Source organism: Microcoleus sp. S13_B4 (genome assembly GCF_036700885.1).
Taxonomy (GTDB): Bacteria; Cyanobacteriota; Cyanobacteriia; order Cyanobacteriales; family Microcoleaceae; genus Microcoleus.
Genome location: NZ_JAUBPU010000035.1, coordinates 1 through 18,695, shown reverse-complemented (window position 1 = coordinate 18,695; position 18,695 = coordinate 1). Strand labels below are relative to the sequence as shown.

General features: G+C 45.0%; 18 protein-coding genes. 10 read left to right on the top strand and 8 right to left on the bottom strand.

The genetic code is table 11. The features are described 5' to 3' along the window. Window positions 1-316: 316 nt before the first annotated feature. On the bottom strand, window positions 317-2,770 hold the full coding sequence (locus QT994_RS17995; RefSeq protein ID WP_333176694.1) for a GH116 family glycosyl hydrolase: 2,454 nt from the start codon (window positions 2,768-2,770) through the stop codon (window positions 317-319). A gap of 215 nt (window positions 2,771-2,985) precedes the next feature. Between QT994_RS17995 and QT994_RS17990 the strand changes: the two genes are divergently transcribed. Continuing rightward, window positions 2,986-3,270 (top strand): type II toxin-antitoxin system Phd/YefM family antitoxin, encoded by a 285-nt coding sequence (locus QT994_RS17990; protein WP_172187146.1) that lies wholly within the window; start codon window positions 2,986-2,988, stop codon window positions 3,268-3,270. 397 nt (window positions 3,271-3,667) lie between these two features. On the opposite strand, the gene QT994_RS17985 is transcribed toward QT994_RS17990, so the two are convergent. Further along, window positions 3,668-4,273, bottom strand: coding sequence for a Uma2 family endonuclease (locus QT994_RS17985; protein ID WP_333176691.1), 606 nt, complete (start codon window positions 4,271-4,273; stop codon window positions 3,668-3,670). Between the two features lie 28 nt (window positions 4,274-4,301). Beyond that, window positions 4,302-4,859 carry a gamma carbonic anhydrase family protein gene (locus tag QT994_RS17980; protein ID WP_333176687.1) on the bottom strand — a complete coding sequence of 186 codons (558 nt, stop codon included), beginning with the start codon at window positions 4,857-4,859 and terminating at the stop codon, window positions 4,302-4,304. Window positions 4,860-4,965: 106 nt separating this feature from the next. On the opposite strand from QT994_RS17980, the gene QT994_RS17975 reads away from it, so the two are divergent. The 4 genes from QT994_RS17975 to QT994_RS17960 all read left to right on the top strand — a co-directional run bounded on the left by QT994_RS17975 (window position 4,966) and on the right by QT994_RS17960 (window position 9,818). Further along, on the top strand, window positions 4,966-5,475 hold the full coding sequence (locus QT994_RS17975) for a TIGR02652 family protein (RefSeq protein WP_333043938.1): 510 nt from the start codon (window positions 4,966-4,968) through the stop codon (window positions 5,473-5,475). A 201-nt stretch (window positions 5,476-5,676) separates the two neighbouring features. Beyond that, entirely contained in the window at window positions 5,677-6,111 is a 435-nt protein-coding gene (locus QT994_RS17970; protein ID WP_333043936.1) for a VOC family protein, read from the top strand. A 217-nt stretch (window positions 6,112-6,328) separates the two neighbouring features. Further along, window positions 6,329-8,317 (top strand): heavy metal translocating P-type ATPase, encoded by a 1,989-nt coding sequence (locus QT994_RS17965; RefSeq protein WP_333176684.1) that lies wholly within the window; start codon window positions 6,329-6,331, stop codon window positions 8,315-8,317. A 196-nt stretch (window positions 8,318-8,513) separates the two neighbouring features. Then, complete coding sequence (locus QT994_RS17960; protein WP_333176682.1) at window positions 8,514-9,818, top strand: Nramp family divalent metal transporter; 1,305 nt, start codon at window positions 8,514-8,516, stop codon at window positions 9,816-9,818. Window positions 9,819-9,906: 88 nt separating this feature from the next. Here the strand turns inward: QT994_RS17960 and ctpB are convergent, their stop codons facing one another. Beyond that, window positions 9,907-11,223: a carboxyl-terminal processing protease CtpB gene (gene ctpB, locus QT994_RS17955; protein WP_333176679.1), complete on the bottom strand. Its 1,317-nt coding sequence runs from the start codon at window positions 11,221-11,223 to the stop codon at window positions 9,907-9,909. Window positions 11,224-11,418: 195 nt separating this feature from the next. Between ctpB and QT994_RS17950 the strand changes: the two genes are divergently transcribed. Beyond that, entirely contained in the window at window positions 11,419-12,264 is an 846-nt protein-coding gene (locus QT994_RS17950; protein WP_333176676.1) for a hypothetical protein, read from the top strand. 119 nt (window positions 12,265-12,383) lie between these two features. Here the strand turns inward: QT994_RS17950 and QT994_RS17945 are convergent, their stop codons facing one another. Further along, window positions 12,384-12,953 carry a pseudouridine synthase gene (locus QT994_RS17945; RefSeq protein ID WP_333176673.1) on the bottom strand — a complete coding sequence of 190 codons (570 nt, stop codon included), beginning with the start codon at window positions 12,951-12,953 and terminating at the stop codon, window positions 12,384-12,386. 209 nt (window positions 12,954-13,162) lie between these two features. Here QT994_RS17945 and wecB point away from each other — a divergent pair, with 209 nt between their 5' ends. After that, window positions 13,163-14,275: a non-hydrolyzing UDP-N-acetylglucosamine 2-epimerase gene (gene wecB, locus QT994_RS17940; RefSeq protein WP_333043927.1), complete on the top strand. Its 1,113-nt coding sequence runs from the start codon at window positions 13,163-13,165 to the stop codon at window positions 14,273-14,275. Between the two features lie 109 nt (window positions 14,276-14,384). Here wecB and QT994_RS17935 read toward each other — a convergent pair whose 3' ends face one another. The 3 genes from QT994_RS17935 to QT994_RS17925 form a co-directional block, all read right to left on the bottom strand. Then, the gene (locus tag QT994_RS17935) at window positions 14,385-15,629 is read right to left on the bottom strand and encodes a TPM domain-containing protein (RefSeq protein WP_333176671.1); all 1,245 of its coding nucleotides are present in this window, start codon (window positions 15,627-15,629) and stop codon (window positions 14,385-14,387) included. Between the two features lie 260 nt (window positions 15,630-15,889). After that, on the bottom strand, window positions 15,890-16,579 hold the full coding sequence (locus QT994_RS17930; protein ID WP_333176668.1) for a transposase: 690 nt from the start codon (window positions 16,577-16,579) through the stop codon (window positions 15,890-15,892). A 115-nt stretch (window positions 16,580-16,694) separates the two neighbouring features. Next, complete coding sequence (locus tag QT994_RS17925; protein WP_333176665.1) at window positions 16,695-17,171, bottom strand: hypothetical protein; 477 nt, start codon at window positions 17,169-17,171, stop codon at window positions 16,695-16,697. Between the two features lie 161 nt (window positions 17,172-17,332). Between QT994_RS17925 and QT994_RS27880 the strand changes: the two genes are divergently transcribed. Genes QT994_RS27880 through QT994_RS17915 form a run of 3 tightly spaced genes read left to right on the top strand, consistent with a single transcriptional unit; the run spans window position 17,333 to window position 18,436 of the window. Then, the gene (locus tag QT994_RS27880; RefSeq protein WP_445243920.1) at window positions 17,333-17,779 is read left to right on the top strand and encodes a transposase family protein; all 447 of its coding nucleotides are present in this window, start codon (window positions 17,333-17,335) and stop codon (window positions 17,777-17,779) included. Continuing rightward, on the top strand, window positions 17,679-17,900 hold the full coding sequence (locus QT994_RS17920) for a hypothetical protein (RefSeq protein ID WP_333176662.1): 222 nt from the start codon (window positions 17,679-17,681) through the stop codon (window positions 17,898-17,900). The genes QT994_RS27880 and QT994_RS17920 overlap by 101 nt, the downstream gene beginning before the upstream one ends. A 20-nt stretch (window positions 17,901-17,920) precedes the next feature. Next, on the top strand, window positions 17,921-18,436 hold the full coding sequence (locus tag QT994_RS17915; RefSeq protein WP_333176660.1) for an ISAs1 family transposase: 516 nt from the start codon (window positions 17,921-17,923) through the stop codon (window positions 18,434-18,436). Window positions 18,437-18,695: the final 259 nt, after the last annotated feature.

Here is an 18,695-nt window from a genome sequence, read left to right as displayed (position 1 = left end):
TCTATTTTATCTTGAAATTGGCGATCGCTCCAAATTATATACAAGTAAGGTGCGGACTGCATTGGTGTCAACAATTGCCTCAGACCCTTTTTCTCTCTCCTTTATAGCCGAGTTCGATCGCCTCCCATCTCCGGGCTTTTTCATGCTCAAATTTTAGCCAAGCTGAAGTTTGAGCATGAAAGATTAATGTCTTCCTCGAAGGCTAAAATTTTTTACGGTCAATTTTATTGATAGTTGAATTAACCGTTTTCCTTGCTAAAAATGGAGTTGAAAGCTTAAATTTTAGTCGGATTCACCAGCTAATATACATTTTGCCCTATTTAAAATTGGTCAACACCCCGTAAATCGCCCAAATAGCCATCGCCCGCAAATAGTGACTCGCCCGAAAAGTTCCCCCCGCCGTAATCGCTTCCGGCGTGCGAAACTGCAACCCATTTTCATAAATCTGCTTCACCACCGCATCCGTCAATTTAAACGCTTTATCCTCCATTCTCATCTGTACCAAAAAAGCTGCCAACCCAAAATTAATCCCCGTCCAAACTTCCAAAGGATGAGTCGCATTCGGATTTTCCGGCGAACCGTTCAGCATCACCCCATTCGCTGCACCGAACTCGCCATCGTTGAACTTCAAAAAGCAAGAATTGTACACAGTTTCTAAAGCACTGACTGCACATTCGGGCGGCACAATATCCGGCAATCCTAACAGTTTCGCGTAAAATTGACCGCATAGTTGGTCTGTCATCACCACTTCCGAGTTACTCTCGCTGTCCAAACGGTAATATTGACCGTTCCACAGTTTTTCTTGATAGCTCGGTCTTGCTTGTAACAGCCAACTGTGATATAATGCTATCTTTGCTTGAGGGTTAGGAATTATCTCCGGTGCTGCATCTTCCAATATTTCGCCGATCGCGATCGCAGCCTCCAGCGCCGCCAACCACAAACCCCCGCAATACGCACTTATCCCCCGCATTTGCCAGTCATCAAACGTCTGATCCGGTGCTCCCGAATTCTCAGGAATTCCGTCCCCATCCTCATCAAAAGTTTTCAGATAAGCCAAAGCCTCAACAATGGCCGGCCAACACTCTTGCAAAAACTCACAATCTGTGCCGCCAGTCAACAGGAAATCCCGATAAACCTGCAACACAAAATCGCAAGGCAAATCCTTCCATAAATTGCAGTCTTGATAGCTAGTATAATTGGTTTTCTCCCAAGGATGTTCGTTAGGAGCACCCAAATCGTGCGGCGTCGCCCCGACAGCTTTTCTAATAGCCGAAGCTTGATTCCAGCCAATAATTCTCGGCGTATCGTCTCCGGCTGAAATTGCCCTAGCGAACGCTAAAACCACCGACTTTTCCAAATCCGGCCAAAGCATCAACAAAGCAAAAGAACCGTAAAGCCGCACGTCCAAACTTTCATACCAGCGGTAATCAATGCACTCCAAAACCGCAAATTGACCCTTGGGATCGCGTTCGTCAGCCGCACTCCAAAGAGTACCGCCGTCTGTCAGGGCGTATAACTCGTTAAACAAAGCCATTTTAAAACTGTCTGACAAATCTTTCCGTTCTAAAATCGGTTTTTGCCAAGCTTCAATATTTTCGCGCCAAGTATCGGAATGCTTCATTGCAGTGCGAATAATCGGCCAAGCATTTTTGCCGTTGCGGCCGAAGAAATCTGTATAGCGGCGGTAGTACCAAACTCCAGATGCAAACTCAGTAACGGGCAAATCCCAAGCTATAATAAAGGGGATTTTGCGAGTTTTTCCCGGTCTAATAGTAAAGCGAACTGCGATCGCACAAGCCAACTGTTCTCCTGCTGCTGCGGCTGTCTCGTCTTTGTCATCCAACAAAAAACCTTCAGCAGAAAAGTTGCGCCAAATATCATCACCGTTTCCCGCCGGGTTCCAGCGAGTTTGATAGAATACTTCTACCGCCGGATTAGTAATAGTTGCGATCGCCCATTGTCCATCCCCCTCTTGCGGTTCGTCCTCAGCAGTCAACCGCGTCATCACGCAACCGATGCGGTGAAAATCTTCCACCAACAAATTCATATTTCCGCCGCTTTCTCCCCACCTGGGTTGATAGTCATAAAATGGACTACCATCATCTCGCACCATCACTTTCGGCGATTTATTGGCATTAGTAAACCAACCAACAATATTCTCCCAAGTCAGCATGATGCTAAGAGTAATCGGCGCATCTGTAGGATTGTGCGCCACCCATTCAAACATAGCAACTGGGTAACTGCTTTCCTGATAATTGTTCGGCAAAATTGGCGAAAATTGCTCACAGCTTAATTGAGCATGAAACACATTTTCGTATACAAACCAACTGCGCGGATACAAAGCATGATAACTCCCCGAATAATTAGACTCTTCCCCGGTTCTTTCTTCTTCTTCCCTTCTTCCTTCTTCCTTCTTCCTTCTTCCTTCCGATGGATACCATTTCCAACTAGATAAACTGCCATCGGTAGGCGGTTCAGTGGACAGTGCAAAAGCTTGTTTTTTGCCTTGAGTTTCTTCAAAAACACTGAATTGACAAGCGGGCAAACTGCGAAATATGTGCTCGCCACCGTCAATGTGCCAGAGGTTGAAGTCGCCGCGGGACGATCGCCCGATGCAGCCGGCACCGAACCCACCCAGAGGCATTCCGTGCCAGGGCCCGTCGTCGAGATTGCTTGCGTAGCGGACTGTATAGGGATTCTCCCAACCGAGGCCGATGGGACGTTTCCAGGCCTGTGGGGGGATGTTTGGATTGGATGTGCGATCGTTCATGATAGATGTTAGTGGGCAGGGCGATCGGCGGAATTCCGGCAGAGTCTTAATAGTATATATAGGACTTACGCAAAAAACGCGGTTTCTGATTTAGATTTTAGATTTTAGATTGCAGCAAGCCACTTTATCGAGGCAGAATATCACCTAAGCTTAGATTGACAAACTCCGCAGGTATCGTTTAACATTTAATTAGATGCGAATTTCATGTTATCATTATGATTAACCTTTCAAGAGACATACATTCTCTCACCGATTTTAAACGTAATACGACTGAGTTTGTGCAGCGGCTCAAACAAACAAAACATCCTTTAGTTCTAACTGTCAACGGAAAAGCAGAGTTAGTTATTCAGGATGCTGAATCCTATCAGAAACTTTTAGATGCGGTTGAGTTATTAGAGACTTTAAAGGGAATTAAACTGGGTTTGGCACAAATGGATCGAGGGGAAGGGCAAAAAGCGGAGGATTTTTTCAATCAACTGTTTGATAAGCTAGACAGTTAGCGATGAATCAGAAATATCAGGTCATTATCCAACCCGCAGCGCAAAAAGCGATCGAGGAATCTTATTTTTGGTTGAGTAATCATTCTTCTCAGAAGGCTAGAAATTGGTTAGAAGGCTTGTACAAGGCTATCTTATCGCTAGAAAATATGCCTTCTCGCTGTTCCTTCGCGTTTGTTTGAGAATAGTTTTTTTGAAGAAGAAATACGACAACTTGTTTACGGCAAGGGACGAAATGCCTATCGGATTCTGTTTACGATTGTTGATGATAGAGTTCAGATTATTTTTGTGCGACACGCTGCCCAAAAACCGATGATAGATGAATCCGAATAAACTCCGTCGAAGTGTCGAAACCCTGACTCCCCGTGCGTAATTCCTATATCTAGTTTGACACCCCACTTTATCGGGGAAGAATATCATCTAGGCGAATTTGCAAGCTTTTTAACAGAGGAGAAATAATCGGTTGACCGAGGCGAAATTGTTGCTGGATGTAATCTTGGTCAATCAGTTGGCAAACGGTTATAGTAGGTTGTTTTGGTTTACCGATAAAAGCCACACCCCCTAATCCGCGATAATCAACTATCCAATATTCTGGAATCCCTAAAATAGCATATTCCTCAACTTTTCGGGCGTAATCTGTTTCCCAGTTAGTGCTGACGACTTCTACCACTAATTTAATAGATCGTCCCAGCGTAATCACAGGTTCTCTTTCCCAAAGAGGTTCGCTGACAAGGGCGGTTTCATCTAACACGACAATATCGGGACGGCGGGCGGTAGCTGCGTCTGAAAATGGACGGATTAAACAAGTGCGGGGAATGAACCAAGGTAGTTTTTCTGCTGTGATGGCGATGCCGATTTGAGTTGCCAGTTTACCGCTGACGATTTCCTGGGGGCCTGTGGGTTCCATGTCAACTAATTCTCCGTCAGCGAGCTCGTAGCGGAAGTTGTCACAATATCGATCGAGGAATGTTTCAAAGGTGAGGATTTTTTGCGCGGTGTAAGCCATTGGAAACTAATAGTTTTTTGCTAAAATCTTATTCTATCAAGTGACCAAATCCCAAATCAGTTCCTTTCCCCGCGTGAACCAGAGCCAACTTTTCGTAATGCTTAGCGTGTTCCACCAACTCGGCTGCTTCTTCCTCAGAGACATCCCGCAGGCGTTTGGCAGGCACTCCCGCAACTAGGGTATGAGGGGGAACGTCCTTGGTGACAACCGCCCCTGCACCGACGATAGAGCCTGTTCCCACCCTCACTCCATCGAGGACGATCGCCCCAATCCCGATCAGGCAGCCCCGTTCAATGTAAGCTGAGTGAATCACGGCTCGGTGTCCGACTGTCACGAAATCTTCCAAAACAGTCGGTTTCCCCGGATCGCCGTGCAGAATTGCTCCATCTTGGATATTGGTACTTGAGCCGATCGCAATTCGCTCTACATCCGCCCGCACCACCGCCCCGTACCAGATACTAGCGCCCGCAGCCACCTCTACCCTGCCGATGACAACAGCGCCTTCAGCGACAAAAGCCGCTTGGGATAGATCTGGTCTGGGCCAATAGGAAGAAAGTGCAGACTGAGATTCGTTGAGATTGCTCATTAGTTGGTCGATCTTTATACTTCTAGCAGATTAGCTGGTTCTTGATACGGGATATAATAAAAGTATTTGGGACTTTTGCAGAGAAAATATGCTGGGACGCAAATAAATGATTGAAGTTGCCTTGCAATACCCGATGTTTGGCCCGGAAATTCAGTGTCCCCACTGTCGCCAAACAATTCCGGCTCTAACGCTCACGGATACCTATTTGTGTCCGCGTCACGGGGCATTTGAGGCAGATCCAAAAACGGGGGAACTGGTTCACCTTCAGTCTGGGCGGCACTGGCGCCGCTGGGAGAATGAATGGTATCGCCAGCACACGCACCCGGACGGGATTCGGTTTGAAATTCACGAAGCGCTCGATCGACTCTATACTCAAGGCTACCGAGCAACTCGCGTGATCGTCGCTCAACGCTATCGCGACTTAATCAGCGGTTATTTGGAACGCAGTACGCCTTGGCGCGGCCAGTCGGAATCGCCGCGGCCGAGACTGTACGGTTTGCCTGTGGATTTTAGCCCCGAGCCCCAAGAAGATCCTTGTTGGGAAGTGATTAACTTTGATTTGGAAAAAGAGCCTGGAGTTCCGATTAGATATCCCTATTTTCGGTTGTTTGAATAAGTGAAGGAAGAACGAAGAGGGAAGAAGGAAGAAGGAAGAGGGAAGAGGGAAGAAGGCTCTATTGCTTTCGCGCTAAAGATGCGACCGTTTTTAATTCCGAATTACGAATTTACCCTCTAAAATCTCAAATCCAAAGCTGGAATTCCTACTTCCCTTCTAAAATCTAAAATCTAAAATCTAAAATCTAAAATCTAAAATCGAATGCACCACGCCTCGATTCGCACTGCTAACATTCACCGGGCGATCGCCTTTTACGAACAGTTGGGGTTTACTGTGAGCGATCGCTTTACCACTGGTTACACCCTAGCCTGTTGGATGGAAGGTCTCAACGGACGCATTGAACTGATTCAAATCCCGGAACCAAAACCCGCACCGGATGCTTTCGGAGACGAGCATTATGTTGGATATTATCATTTATCTTTTGATTTAACTCAGGCGACAACTGACTTGCCTAGCTGGTTGGAGTCTATGAAAGAACGTTTTGAGGAAGCTGCTAAAGACCAACCCAACCAGTTTCAAGCTTTGAAAGTTTTATTAGAACCGACTCAACAGGCGATCGGGCAAAATGTTTACGAAGTAGCTTTTATTGCCGATACTGATGGTTTGCCCTTAGAGTTTATCCGGCGGATTAATTAGTTAATGACTAACGACGATGGATAATCATTTTTTCTCTCAATCGCAAACTGAGAATAGTTATTACTCTTAATCCCTCGTAACGTTCTCTACCAACTTAACAATATTTTTATAAAATCTACTATATTTTTAACTCAAAATCTAGTAGGTTTTATTTTTAAACCTATAATATGAATATCTATTCATACTATCATTTGTTAGACGAAACCTAGGAAAAACCATGCAAAAAGCAAAATCGAGCGATTCCGGCTGCTGTAGTCACGACGACCACCACGAACACAGCCATGAGAATCATAACCCCGACGACGGCCACGGCCATGACCACGACCACGGCCACGGAGATTTTAACCTGAATCAAGAATTGATTCCTGTGATATTGGTTGTTGTACTGTTTATCGGAGGTTTAATTTTTGAAGAAAAACTGCACAACACCCCCTATTCTATAGGTGAATATCTGGTTTTCATCCCAGCCTATCTTTTAAGCGGATGGAATGTTTTAACCAGTGCGAGTCGCAACATTCTGCGAGGTCGATTTTTTGATGAAAATTTCTTAATGACTATAGCAACACTCGGCGCTGTAGCTATTCACAAACTCCCTGAAGCAGTCGGGGTGATGTTGTTTTTCAAAATCGGAGAACTTTTTCAAGAATTTGCCGTTGGGCGATCGCGTCAATCGATCCGATCACTTTTAGAAATTCGCCCAGACAGCGCCAACCTCAAGGCAAATGGCGACATCAAAAAAGTTTCGCCAGAAACCGTAGCCGTCGGCGATATCATCCTTGTCAAACCGGGAGAAAAAATTCCCTTAGACGGTGAAATTATCGACGGCAATTCTCAGATTGACACGTCTGCACTAACTGGAGAATCAGTACCTCGAACAGTGAAAGCTGGAGAAACTGTTTTAGCAGGAACAATTAACCAGACAGGAGTTCTCACCGTCAAAGTTACCAAACTATTCGGTGAATCTTCAATATCCCGAATTCTGGAATTAGTAGAAAATGCCAGAAGCAAAAAAGCTGAAACTGAGAAATTTATCACCAAATTTGCCAGTTACTACACGCCTTTTGTAGTATTTGCATCGCTAGCAGTGGCTTTAATTCCGCCTTTGTTCATTTCAGGAGCAACTAATGCCGATCGCTTTTTATGGGTTTACCGCGCCCTAGTCTTGTTAGTTATTTCCTGCCCTTGCGGATTGGTGATTAGCATTCCTCTGGGATACTTTGGGGGAATTGGTGGTGCAGCCAAGGGCGGTATTTTGGTTAAAGGCTCGACTTTTCTAGATAGCCTGACAGCAGTCAAGACAGTTGTTTTGGACAAAACAGGAACTCTGACCAAAGGAGTTTTTAAAGTAGCACAAATTGTGCCTCAGAAGAGTTTTTCCCAAACAGAGTTAATGGCAATAGCAGCCAAAGTAGAATCTCAATCCAATCATCCAGTTGCAAAATCAATTCTGGAAGCTTACGGCGGAAAAATAGATTCATCGGATGTGAAAGATTACGAAGAAATACCGGGACACGGCATTCGAGCAAAAGTAAATAATCAAATTGTGCTTGCCGGAAATGACCGTTTGCTGCACCGAGAAAATATCCATCACGATGTCTGCAATGCTGAAGGTACGATCGTCCATTTAGCGGTAGACAACAGCTACGCTGGGTATATTTTGATTGCTGACGAGCTTAAGGAAGACTCAGTACAGGCTATTGGCGACCTCAAAAAATTAGGTGTTGAGCGAATCGTGATGCTCACAGGAGATAATCAAGCTGTAGCCGATAGTGTTGCGAAAAAGCTCGGTTTAGATTCCTACTTAGCCGAGTTATTACCCGAAGGAAAATTAGAGGCGATCGAAAAACTGATCGGTCAATCTAAAAAAGGCGATAAAATTGTCTTTGTTGGAGACGGAATTAATGATGCACCAGTGCTTGCTAGGGCTGATGTGGGCATAGCGATGGGGGGTTTGGGCTCCGATGCGGCGATCGAAACTGCCGATGTTGTGATTATGGCAGATGCACCGTCAAAGGTGGCTGAAGCTATCCAAATTGCCCGAAAAACTCATAATATTGTCTGGCAAAATATCATTTTTGCCATGTTAGTCAAAGGCATATTTATTGCTTTGGCTGCTTTTGGTTTAGCGACAATGTGGGAAGCAGTTTTTGCCGATGTTGGGGTGGCTTTAGCAGCTATTTTCAATGCGACTAGAGTTTTGAAATAGAGTATTCGCAGATAAGAGTGATTTTTGCCGATCGACCTCATCATAGTCGATCGCGCGCACCTCGGTTCAACCTCAAAATATACACAACTTAATATATACGGTGACTCTGCCGGATTTTGAGCCATGGGAATGATGAAATTCCGCTAAACTTGTCATATTATGAAAAAAATATGAAAAGTGTTGAACGGTACAACCAATGACTGACTCGGAAAATAGGCCCAGCTTGCCTGAAGTCCACCGCAGCATCCCCGTTCCCAACAGCAAAGGTTTCTGGCGTAAAATGCTGGCATACGCAGGGCCTGGATATTTGGTTTCAGTGGGTTACATGGACCCCGGAAACTGGGCGACTGACTTAGCGGGGGGAGCAAAGTTTGGCTACTCGCTATTAAGTGTGATTTTGCTATCTAATTTGATGGCAATTTTGCTGCAATCACTCTGCGTGCGCTTGGGAGTGGCAACGGGACGAGATTTGGCACAAGCTTGTCGAGATTATTTTAGTCCGCGAGTCACTTTTGTGCTGTGGATACTTTGTGAAATTGCTATTTCTGCTTGCGATTTAGCTGAACTTGTTGGTAGTGCGATCGGACTGCAATTGCTATTTGGCATACCCTTAGTGTGGGGAGTGTGCATCACTGCGCTAGATGTGATAATGGTGTTATTTTTACAAGGTAAAGGCTTTCGTTATATAGAAGCTTTGGTGATTACGATTATTGCAATTATTGGCGGTTGCTTTATCGCAGAAATAATTTTTGCCAAACCAGATGCCGGAGGACTTTTACTCGGTTATGTTCCCAGCCTAGAGATTTTGCAAAATCAGGCAATGCTTTTTATTGCGGTTGGTATTTTAGGGGCAACTGTGATGCCCCACAATCTCTACCTGCATTCATCCATCGTGCAAACTCGCGCTTGGGAAGAAGCTTCTGAGAAAAAATGGGAAGCCATTAAATTTGGCACAATAGATTCTACCGTAGCGCTGTCAATAGCTTTGTTTATTAATTCAGCAATTCTGATATTGTCTGCTGCAAGCTTTCATTTTTCCGGGTATCACGAAGTAGCAGAAATTCAAGATGCTTACAAACTACTTTCTCCAGTGCTGGGTGTGGGTTCTGCTAGTGCAATTTTTGCGTTTGCTTTATTGGCTTCGGGGCAGAACTCAACCTTGACTGCAACTCTAGCAGGACAGATTGTGATGGAAGGGTTTCTAAATTTTCGGCTGCGGCCTTGGTTGCGGCGCTTGCTGACTCGATTGATTGCAATTGTGCCGGCTTTGATCGTAATTATCTTGTTTGGGGAAGGCAGTACAACTACTTTACTGGTTTTCAGTCAAGTCATTCTCAGTTTGCAATTACCCTTTGCAGTAATTCCCTTGGTAATGTTTACCTCAAACCGCAACTTAATGGGAGAGTTTGTGAATCCATTTTGGCTGAAAACCTTAGCTTGGTTAGTGGCTAGTATTATAGTAGGATTAAATAGTTGGCTGTTATTACAAACCATTTTCTAGCAATCTGAGGCTAAATAAAACTACAAAAATAAAACCCGCCGGCGCGGGTTTTATCTTAAAGCTAATTGTTAAGGACTGACGGTTTCAACTACTTCTTAGGAGCATGAGCCTCAGCAGGAACGGGACGACCCAAGGAAGCGCTAGTTTTCAAAAGTGCGATCGCCTGCGCGTAGCAAGGATCGTCCTTAGTCGCAACCAACTTCGGTTTGTTAGCTAATTTCAACTTTTGTTCGTCGGTTACTTCTACTTTGACATCCGGAGTAACCCCCTTGTGGCTGATATCTGTACCGTTGGGAGTATAGTAGTGAGCGATCGTCACCGCCAATCCCGAACCGTCAGCCAAAGAATGCACCGACTGCACCAAAGCTTTGCCAAAAGTTTGGCCGCCCATCACAGTTGCGCGCTTGTTGTCCTTCAGAGCACCGGCCAAAATCTCGCTGGCGCTGGCTGAGTTGTCGTCCACCAGCACCACCAAAGGCTTGTTAGTGATTGCAGTGCGGTTTGCGCGCATTTCCTGAGAATCGCCCGCGCGATCGACTGTGCGGACGATCGCCCCTGTATCCATCCACATCCGAGCGATATCAATGCTCACTCGCAGCAACCCGCCGGGATTGCCCCGCAAATCCAACACAAAAGCGTCAGCTTTCTGATCCGAGAGCTTTTTAATCGCCCCCTGCATTTGTTCGGCGGCGTGAGAGCTAAACTCTTGCAAACGGATGTAACCCACATTCTGACCGCCTTCCTTCTTGAGGCTGTAGCGAACCGCTGCTACCTCAATTCTCGCCCTAGTCAGAGTTATATCAAACTCGCTTTTGCCCTCGCGAGCAATCCGCAGCGTGACTTTCGTACCTTCGTCGCCCCGAATTACCTGAGCCGCATCCGAGACAGTCATGCCTTTGGTAGTTTTGCCGTCAATTACCAAAATCCTATCGCCCGCTAGAATCCCCCCCTTCAATGCCGGGGAATTTTCCATCGGCTCGACTACGGTAATCACTTTCGTTTTCTCGTCTTCTTCGAGCCTCATCCCCACCCCTGTCAGTTCCCCGGAGGTTTGATTCGTCAGCGCTTCGTACTGCTTCGGGTCCATGAAGCGGGTGTACTGGTCGTTTAATTTCTCTAGGGCTTTGCGGAGAGCGGTGTAGGCAGCTTCGCGAGAGGTATAGTTTTTGCTCAACAGTTCTTGGCGAGTCAATTGCCAGTCAGTCTTGTTAAAGCTGCCATCAACATACTCTCGGTTGACAATTTGCCAAGCTTCGTCTAAGACAGCTTTGGGGCTATCTTGAAGCTGGGCGCGGACTGATTGACTCAGGCCGGGAACGAGTAAAGATATCGAAGCGGTTGTTGCCATCGCCCCACTGAACAGGGCTGCCTGTAATTTAGAAAAGCGTTTGCGGGCTTGATTCATTGAATTTGGCTCAATTCGATTTTAGATTTTTGATTTGAGATTTTATATTGCTAAAAAATCTCACACTACTACTTAAACTATTGTGTGGAGGCTCCACCATCCCTTTGGACAGTTTAACGAGATTTTTAGTCGATCGCCAACCAATTATTACTCTCTTTCCATAAACTTAATTTAAAACTTGGATTTAAAAGTGCCGTGGAACCTAAAATCGAACAATTTTCGCGTAAGTGGTTGAGCCTGGTCGTTAATGGAGTTATCGGTCTAGCAGCGCTGGCGGGGGTCGTCGCCATGCAGTCTAGCGGGCAGTTGGGCGGAATGTCCCCAGTTCGTGTTCAGGGGCAAAAGCCGCTCTCTGCAATGTCTCCTGCCAGGTTCAAGCAAACCACACAGCAAGAAGCCCAGCAAGAAGCCCTGCGGCTGAAAATGCTCAAAGGTGTCCCTGGTTTTGGGTTTGACAATTTAATTGCAGATTGGACATTTCTCAAATTTTTGCAGTATTTTGGCGACGACGAAGCGCGAGATGTGACGGGCTACAATCTCAGCCAAGATTATTTTGACATTGTTACGCAGCGCGACCCGCGGTGGGCTGACATCTACCTGTTTCTTTCCACAGCTATTTCTTTTTATCAAGGAAAGCCTGAAACTGCTGTTAATTTGATAGAGCGCGGTACTAGCGCCCTTTCCCTTTCGCCGCAAATTCATTCCCAATCATGGATAGTGTGGCGAACTAAAGGTCTGGATGAGTTGCTGCTGTTGGGGGATATTCCCGAGTCAATTCACTCTCACGAAATGGCCGCTGATTGGGTGGAAGGAAGCCCGGAATGGCGGAAATTAGCGCCGATGTTTCGAGCAACTGCTGAGTATTTGCGCCGAGATCCCGATAGCGTGCCGGTGCGGTTTACTGCTTGGAGTACGGTTTATGCTCAAACAACTGATAAGGTGGTGCGTCAAAGGGCGAAACAAGCTCTTGTCAAGTTGGGAGCTCAGGTGCAAAAAGATAAGAATGGAAACGAGAGTTTTATTTTGCCCCCTCGAAAGTAAGAAGAAGGAAGAAGGAAGAAGGAAGAAGGAAAAAGGGAAATCCAGCCGCCGTAATAGTTTCAGCTATCAAGAATGTCCTAAATGTCAAGACTGTTGACTGTAATTCCCCAATCTAAAATCTAAAATCTAAAATCAGCTTGAGTTAGTTCGCGCCATTCACCGGGTTTGAGACCTTCCAGACGTAAAGGCCCGATCGCACATCTGACTAGCCGCAGCGTCGGAAACCCTACTGCTGCGGTCATCCGGCGCACTTGGCGGTTCCGGCCTTCTGTGAGAGTCATTTCCAGCCAAGCTGTGGGCACGTTTTTGCGAAATCTAATCGGCGGTTCCCGGGGCGGCAAAGGTGGTTCTTCTAACAATAATTGCACTTTTGCCGATCGAGTCCGATAATCTTGAATTGTGACACCAGTTTGCAAAGCGGAGATCGCACTTGCATCGGGAATTCGTTCAACTTGCACCCAGTAAGTGCGGGGGTGAGCGAATTTCGGGTCACTGAGGCGGTGCTGCATTTGTCCGTCATCGGTTAGCAGCAACAAACCTTCACTATCGCGATCGAGCCTTCCTACTGCATAAATGTTAGGAATAGGAATATAGTCTTTGAGAGTGCTGCGTTTAGTTTCGCTGGAGTTGTCAGTGAATTGAGTTAAAACATCGTAGGGTTTATAAAATAGAATGTAACGATAGGGCATGACAAATTAAAAAATAAAAATGTACCAACAGTGCAAGCAGAAACGATATAACGCCACAAAAAAACACCTTCTATCTCTCTTCTCTCCTCTGCGCCCTCTGCGCCCTCTGCGGTTCATAAAAAAATAACTCTTATTAACCAACGATTCAAACCTGCTATAAAATATTGAGCCTTTAAAACCCTCACAAATCTCAACTACCCAATTTTACCATGCCCAAAGCTACACACCGCGTTTGCATCGTCTTGGGAACTCGCCCGGAAGCGATTAAACTAGCCCCAGTCATTCAACTGTTCCAAAGTTCGCCAACCTTTGACACCCAAGTAATTTTAACCGGTCAGCACCGAGAAATGGTCGAGCAAGTAATGCGAATGTTCGATCTAAAAGCCGATCGGGATTTAGCAATTATGCAGCACCAGCAAACCTTGACAGATATTACATCCCGGAGTTTGCAGGGTTTAGAAGCCTTGTTTAAAGAATGGCAGCCCGAAATCGTGTTAGTTCAGGGCGATACAACGACAGCGTTTGCCGCTACTTTGGCTGCATTTTACCAGAAAATACCCGTAGGTCACGTAGAAGCCGGATTGCGGACAGACGACGTATTCAATCCTTACCCCGAAGAGGCTAATCGACGGTTGATATCTCAGCTCACACGGCTGCATTTTGCCCCGACAGCGCTGGCCCAAGAGAATTTAAGGCGATCGGGTGTTTTGGGAGAAATTCACCGTACAGGCAACACAGTAATCGATGCCTTGCTTTCTGTCGCCAAACGCGAACCAGAATGCAACATTCCTAACTTAGATTGGAGCAAATATCGCACTATATTAGCAACAGTTCACCGCCGCGAAAATTGGGGCGAACCCTTACAAGGAATTGCTGACGCATTTCTCCAAATCTTAGATAAATTTCCCGATACAGCTTTACTGCTACCCCTGCACCGAAATCCCACTGTTCGAGAACCTTTGCAAGCTCTTTTGGGCGACAATCCGAGAGTCTTTTTAACTGAACCTTTAGATTACGCAGAATTAGTAGGAGCGATTCAGAGATGTCATTTAATCCTCACAGATTCCGGCGGCTTGCAAGAAGAAGCACCTAGTTTGGGTAAACCAGTTTTAGTATTACGAGAGACCACAGAAAGACCCGAAGCAATTTCCGCAGGAACCGCTAAACTTGTAGGTACTAATTCTGATACAATTTTCACAGCCGCCGCAGAATTGCTCAGCAATTACGAAGCATACAACGCAATGGCAATGGCAATTAATCCCTTCGGTGACGGTTTAGCAGCCTCGCGGATTTTGAAAATTGTTGAAGAGTATTTTAGTTAGCTAGCTTCTCGCGAGTGGGGCGGTTGAAACCGCAACTCCACAACCGAAGTCCCCGCAGACGGGGACTAATTCCTGTTAAAAAAACTCGGTTTCTGCCTCCATTCCCGAATTACCAATCCCCACCGCCACCCCCACTACTGCTGTAGTCACTACTGCTACTGCTGTAGTCGCTACTGCTACTGCTGTAGTCGGCGCCACCGCAATAATCGCTACTGCTACTGCTGTAATCGCTACCGCCACCGCCACCGCTGGAGTCGCCACCGCCAAAGCTACCCCCGCAGTCGCTACTGCTAATGCTGTAATCGCCACCCCCACCGCCACCGCTGGAGTCGCCACCGCCCAAGCTACCCCCACAATCGCTGTTGCTAATGCTGTAGTCGCTGCTATTAGTGCTGTAGTCGCCACCGCAATCATCGCTGCTGCTGTTAATGCTGTAGTCGCTACTGCTACTGTAATGGATGCTGTGACTGCTGTAGTGGCCAGCCCCACTGCAATAGTTGTGGCTGTTACTGCTGTAATTGGGACTGTTAGTGCTGTAATTGCAATTGTTACTGCTGTAATTTCGCGGATAACGGCGGTGGGAGGGGGAAGGAGATGTCCCAGAAAATAAGCTGCGAAATATCCTGAAGATAATGAAGCAAGGTATAAAGGCTATGAATGCTATGAATAACAACCCAAGTAAGTCATAGATTGGATTCGATGAATCTTCACCTGTGGATGTACTATTGCTAATCACAGGCGATTGACTAGATATTGGTGACGGTTTCACCCCTTGATCTGGTACAATGGGAGCCACAGGCAGTGTGGTTTGAGATTGACCATTTACCGTCGGAGTTTGTAAAACATTTACTAACGCCTTTGTCCCGGCTAATGTACCCCCGTCAAAATCGTGCTGTTTAAATTTTGGCGTAATTTCGGTTTTAATAATTCCCACTACCTTCGCATCCGGCAAAAGGATTTGAATGCCAGAACCTGTTTCAATTTGAACGCGACGTTTCCCCGACGAAATCAACAATAAAACTCCGTTATTTTTACCTTTTTTGCCAATACCCCAAGAGTTAAATAATTCTGTAGCAAATGCTTTTGGTGTCGCAGATGGTTTAGTATCCGGCACTGTCACAACAGCGATTTCTAAGCCGTTTTTTTCCTCTAAATCCGAAATCATTTGATTTAGCTGAGTTTCGGTGCTGTCGCTGAGAATGTTTGCCTTGTCTGTTACCCAAGTGTTATTTAGTTGACGGGGATTCGGTACTTCTTGTACTGTTATAGCTTGGCTCGTTACGGGAAATGCAATTGCCGAAAAGCACAGCAAACTGCTCCAGATTATTTGTTTGTTGCTAAATTGTAACTGCATCGCTTCAGTCTCCTGAATAACTGCTAGTCTGAAATTGACATATATCTGTCCGCCTAATTACAATTAAATAACCAGCTCACTGTCATGTCAATTCATATTATTCAGAAGTTGGGTTCATAAAAATCATAATTTTAGCTCCCCCCTCAGCACTTTATATTTACAGCGAGAGTGATGAACTTTCATTTAAACTCTTTATTAGACTTGCCGGCAGTCAAATTCAAAACTTGTACTTAAATAGAGATCAATACTCCGGACAGTTTTTAAGCAGCCAGAGTACCATAAGACAAGACTGAAGGAAGATTTGGATGATTTAAAATCAAATCCGGGTCTAAATCTAACTTATCAATAAAGGTACAAAGTAGATGCTTATTGAATTCTAGGCGTTTATAAGAACAGATTGAAAAGACAAACGACTTGGCAGATGAATGACAACTAGAGAGTTGATGTTTGGCCAAATTTAAGGCAATAAGACTGGCATTAAAATGAAAATCAAGCCGTGGTAAATGACGAGCTTGACAATCAGACAATCCCGTAAATTGCTTGGCATTACGAAAAATAAATTCAATCTGGAAACGAGCCTGATAATATTCAACAATTTGCTCAGGGGGCAAGTGAATATCAGTGCTAAATAATAAAGCATTTTTAATTTGTCCGTTGGCTTGAACCTCAGAAATACAAGCCAAACTAATTGGGCAATTTAAACAACAACTCCACACAACTAATGTATATAATGAAACTCCCGGTTTGAGGTCTTTAACAAAATTAAGACGACTCAAATCATGGCAGTCAACCTTACCATCATATTTACGTGGAGCTCCCAGTTTCTTTTGTTCACCTGTATAAAGATAGCGTAGGTTAGCATCAACTCTTAACTTGCCAATAAAGTCTAAATTTAACTCCCGCACAACATCCCAGAATTTAGAGCGGTAGTAATAGCCATCAGCGACCAAATAACGTACAGAATTTGGGAAGAAATAACGAGTATTCTTTAGATGTTGTGCATAGTCATCAACTCTTGTGGTGTCAGGCGTTGAGCTTTGAGGCTCCTGTTTTTTGCGAGATTTCTTAGACCAGCAATTCTTCGGATTTGGTGGCAGTTTTTTTTACCGACTTTATTTGAGGGCGTGATGGAGTTTGTTGTACGCTTAAGCTATAAGATAAACGACTCTCAATTTCGACAATAGAAATCACAGAAATTTCCAACCCCTGTTCCGATTTCCCCGCTACACCATTATAAAAATAACCCTTACCGTCAGTTTTGTGGCCACTTTTACTTAAAAAAGAACAATCGATAACGGCAATGACTGTGTGTTCAGGATTTAAGGCAGATTCGAGGAAATATTGATTAAATTGTGGAAAATTAAAGCTTTTGAGAAAGTGACGACGGTAGGTTTTTTCGCTCAAATAACTATAACGACTGAGATTCGTGAAGTTGACCTTACCATAGACCAGCAAAATAGTTGAGAATAAAGTGATTGAAAACTTCTTTTGGGGTTGACTAATCCCTGGCATTTGTTGTAAGATGGATTCAATAATCTTCATAAGGCAATCTGTTGAGCTTGTGTGTTTTTATAGCTTAACCTAAAAGAGTGCCTTTTTTTCTGTTTATTTTGGGTTCAGATACCACTCAGTTCAGGGCTATTTCATTCTAGTTGAGTAGCTGATATGATAATAAACTATCGTAGTCATTCACAGGATCTGTTATGTCTCAAATTGCTATTGTCAAAGCCTTTGCAGACCTACCCGATACCCGTCGAAGAGCAGGGCAACGCCATCATCAAGCACTGTGTTTAGCCTTGTTTACGTTAGGTGTTGCTGCCGGAAATCGTGGATTTCTGGCGATTGGTGATTGGTTAAAAGCCCATCACGAGCAATTAGTAACTTTATTTCAACCGCCTTCGGGGCGCTTACCCTCGTACAGTACGATTCGGCGGACATTACTGCGGTTAGAGTATCAGACTTATTCGGGTTGTTTATCGAGGTTTTTTGGGATTCAACCTTTGCCAGGAGAAACGATTGCACTGGATGGGAAAGTATTACGTGGGTCCTATGAATGTCCCACTAACGACCCAACGGTCGATTCCCATCCAGCAATTATGCTGGGTTTGTGCCTACATTGTGGAACGTGGGTTGATTCTCGAACCCTATGAGGTAGATTCAAAAACGAATGAAATTACGGCAATCCCTGCTTTTATTGAGCAGATGGCACTCAAAGGTGTTGTGTTCGCCTTTGATGCCATCAGCACCCAAAAAAAACTGCTCACACCATAATTGATAGTAGCAATCATTACGTGGGCGCACTCAAAGGCAATCAATCTGGATTATTGACAGCAGTATCCGCCACATTTCAACCGCAAGAAACGTCATTCCAGATTAATAAAGGGCATGGTCGGATTGAAAAACGTACCGTCAGCATCAGTCAAGACTTGACGGTAATTCCTGATTTTCCGGGACTAAAAACCTTAATTAGAGTTGAATCCGAACGCCATGTCTATCGAGCGAACATCATTGAATTCTCTACGGAAACTCGCTACTACGTCACTTCCTTAACTGAAACAGCCGCTTGCCTTGCTCAAAGAATTCGAGGCTATTGGGGAGTCGAAAACAAAGTCCATTATGTCCGTGATGTCACTCAAGGAGAAGATGCTTGTCGCATTCGCACCGTTGGACTCGTTCAGTCTTGGGCAATCGCACGAAACTTTGCCCTTAATTTGTATCGCGATCATGGCTTTCAAAACATGGCTCAAGCTCAACGTCTCGCTGGCTTTAGTTGTAGCATACTCAAAGATATATTTAGGGCTTGCTGAATAATCGATCGCATATTAATAACAAGAGTGATCGATATATTCAAGCCGAGTAAAACATGAGTTTTTCCTGCCTCAATGTGAGGGAAGGATAAGCGCCGATTATGTTAAAGTCAAAAACAGGCATTGTTTTCCCAGAACGGCATAAAAACACACAAAAAACCCGGCGCCACCAGGTAGAAAGGCAGGGCAAACGCATCTAAATTTTATGTTAACAGAATATGGTATATTGGAGCAGAATTATTGAGTATCCAAAAAATAT

Excerpts from the sequence above, each read along its gene's own strand:
- QT994_RS17995 (WP_333176694.1), bottom strand. The coding sequence starts at position 2,770 with ATGAACGATCGCACATCCAATCCAAACATCCCCCCACAGGCCTGGAAA.
- QT994_RS17970 (WP_333043936.1), top strand. The coding sequence starts at position 5,677 with ATGCACCACGCCTCGATTCGCACTGCTAACATTCACCGGGCGATCGCC.
- QT994_RS17980 (WP_333176687.1), bottom strand. The coding sequence starts at position 4,859 with ATGAGCAATCTCAACGAATCTCAGTCTGCACTTTCTTCCTATTGGCCC.
- QT994_RS17935 (WP_333176671.1), bottom strand. The coding sequence starts at position 15,629 with ATGCAGTTACAATTTAGCAACAAACAAATAATCTGGAGCAGTTTGCTG.
- QT994_RS17965 (WP_333176684.1), top strand. The coding sequence starts at position 6,329 with ATGCAAAAAGCAAAATCGAGCGATTCCGGCTGCTGTAGTCACGACGAC.
- QT994_RS17925 (WP_333176665.1), bottom strand. The coding sequence starts at position 17,171 with ATGAAGATTATTGAATCCATCTTACAACAAATGCCAGGGATTAGTCAA.
- wecB (WP_333043927.1), top strand. The coding sequence starts at position 13,163 with ATGCCCAAAGCTACACACCGCGTTTGCATCGTCTTGGGAACTCGCCCG.
- QT994_RS17920 (WP_333176662.1), top strand. The coding sequence starts at position 17,679 with ATGAATGTCCCACTAACGACCCAACGGTCGATTCCCATCCAGCAATTA.
- QT994_RS17985 (WP_333176691.1), bottom strand. The coding sequence starts at position 4,273 with ATGGCTTACACCGCGCAAAAAATCCTCACCTTTGAAACATTCCTCGAT.
- QT994_RS17960 (WP_333176682.1), top strand. The coding sequence starts at position 8,514 with ATGACTGACTCGGAAAATAGGCCCAGCTTGCCTGAAGTCCACCGCAGC.
- QT994_RS17945 (WP_333176673.1), bottom strand. The coding sequence starts at position 12,953 with ATGCCCTATCGTTACATTCTATTTTATAAACCCTACGATGTTTTAACT.
- QT994_RS27880 (WP_445243920.1), top strand. The coding sequence starts at position 17,333 with ATGTCTCAAATTGCTATTGTCAAAGCCTTTGCAGACCTACCCGATACC.
- ctpB (WP_333176679.1), bottom strand. The coding sequence starts at position 11,223 with ATGAATCAAGCCCGCAAACGCTTTTCTAAATTACAGGCAGCCCTGTTC.
- QT994_RS17990 (WP_172187146.1), top strand. The coding sequence starts at position 2,986 with ATGATTAACCTTTCAAGAGACATACATTCTCTCACCGATTTTAAACGT.
- QT994_RS17975 (WP_333043938.1), top strand. The coding sequence starts at position 4,966 with ATGATTGAAGTTGCCTTGCAATACCCGATGTTTGGCCCGGAAATTCAG.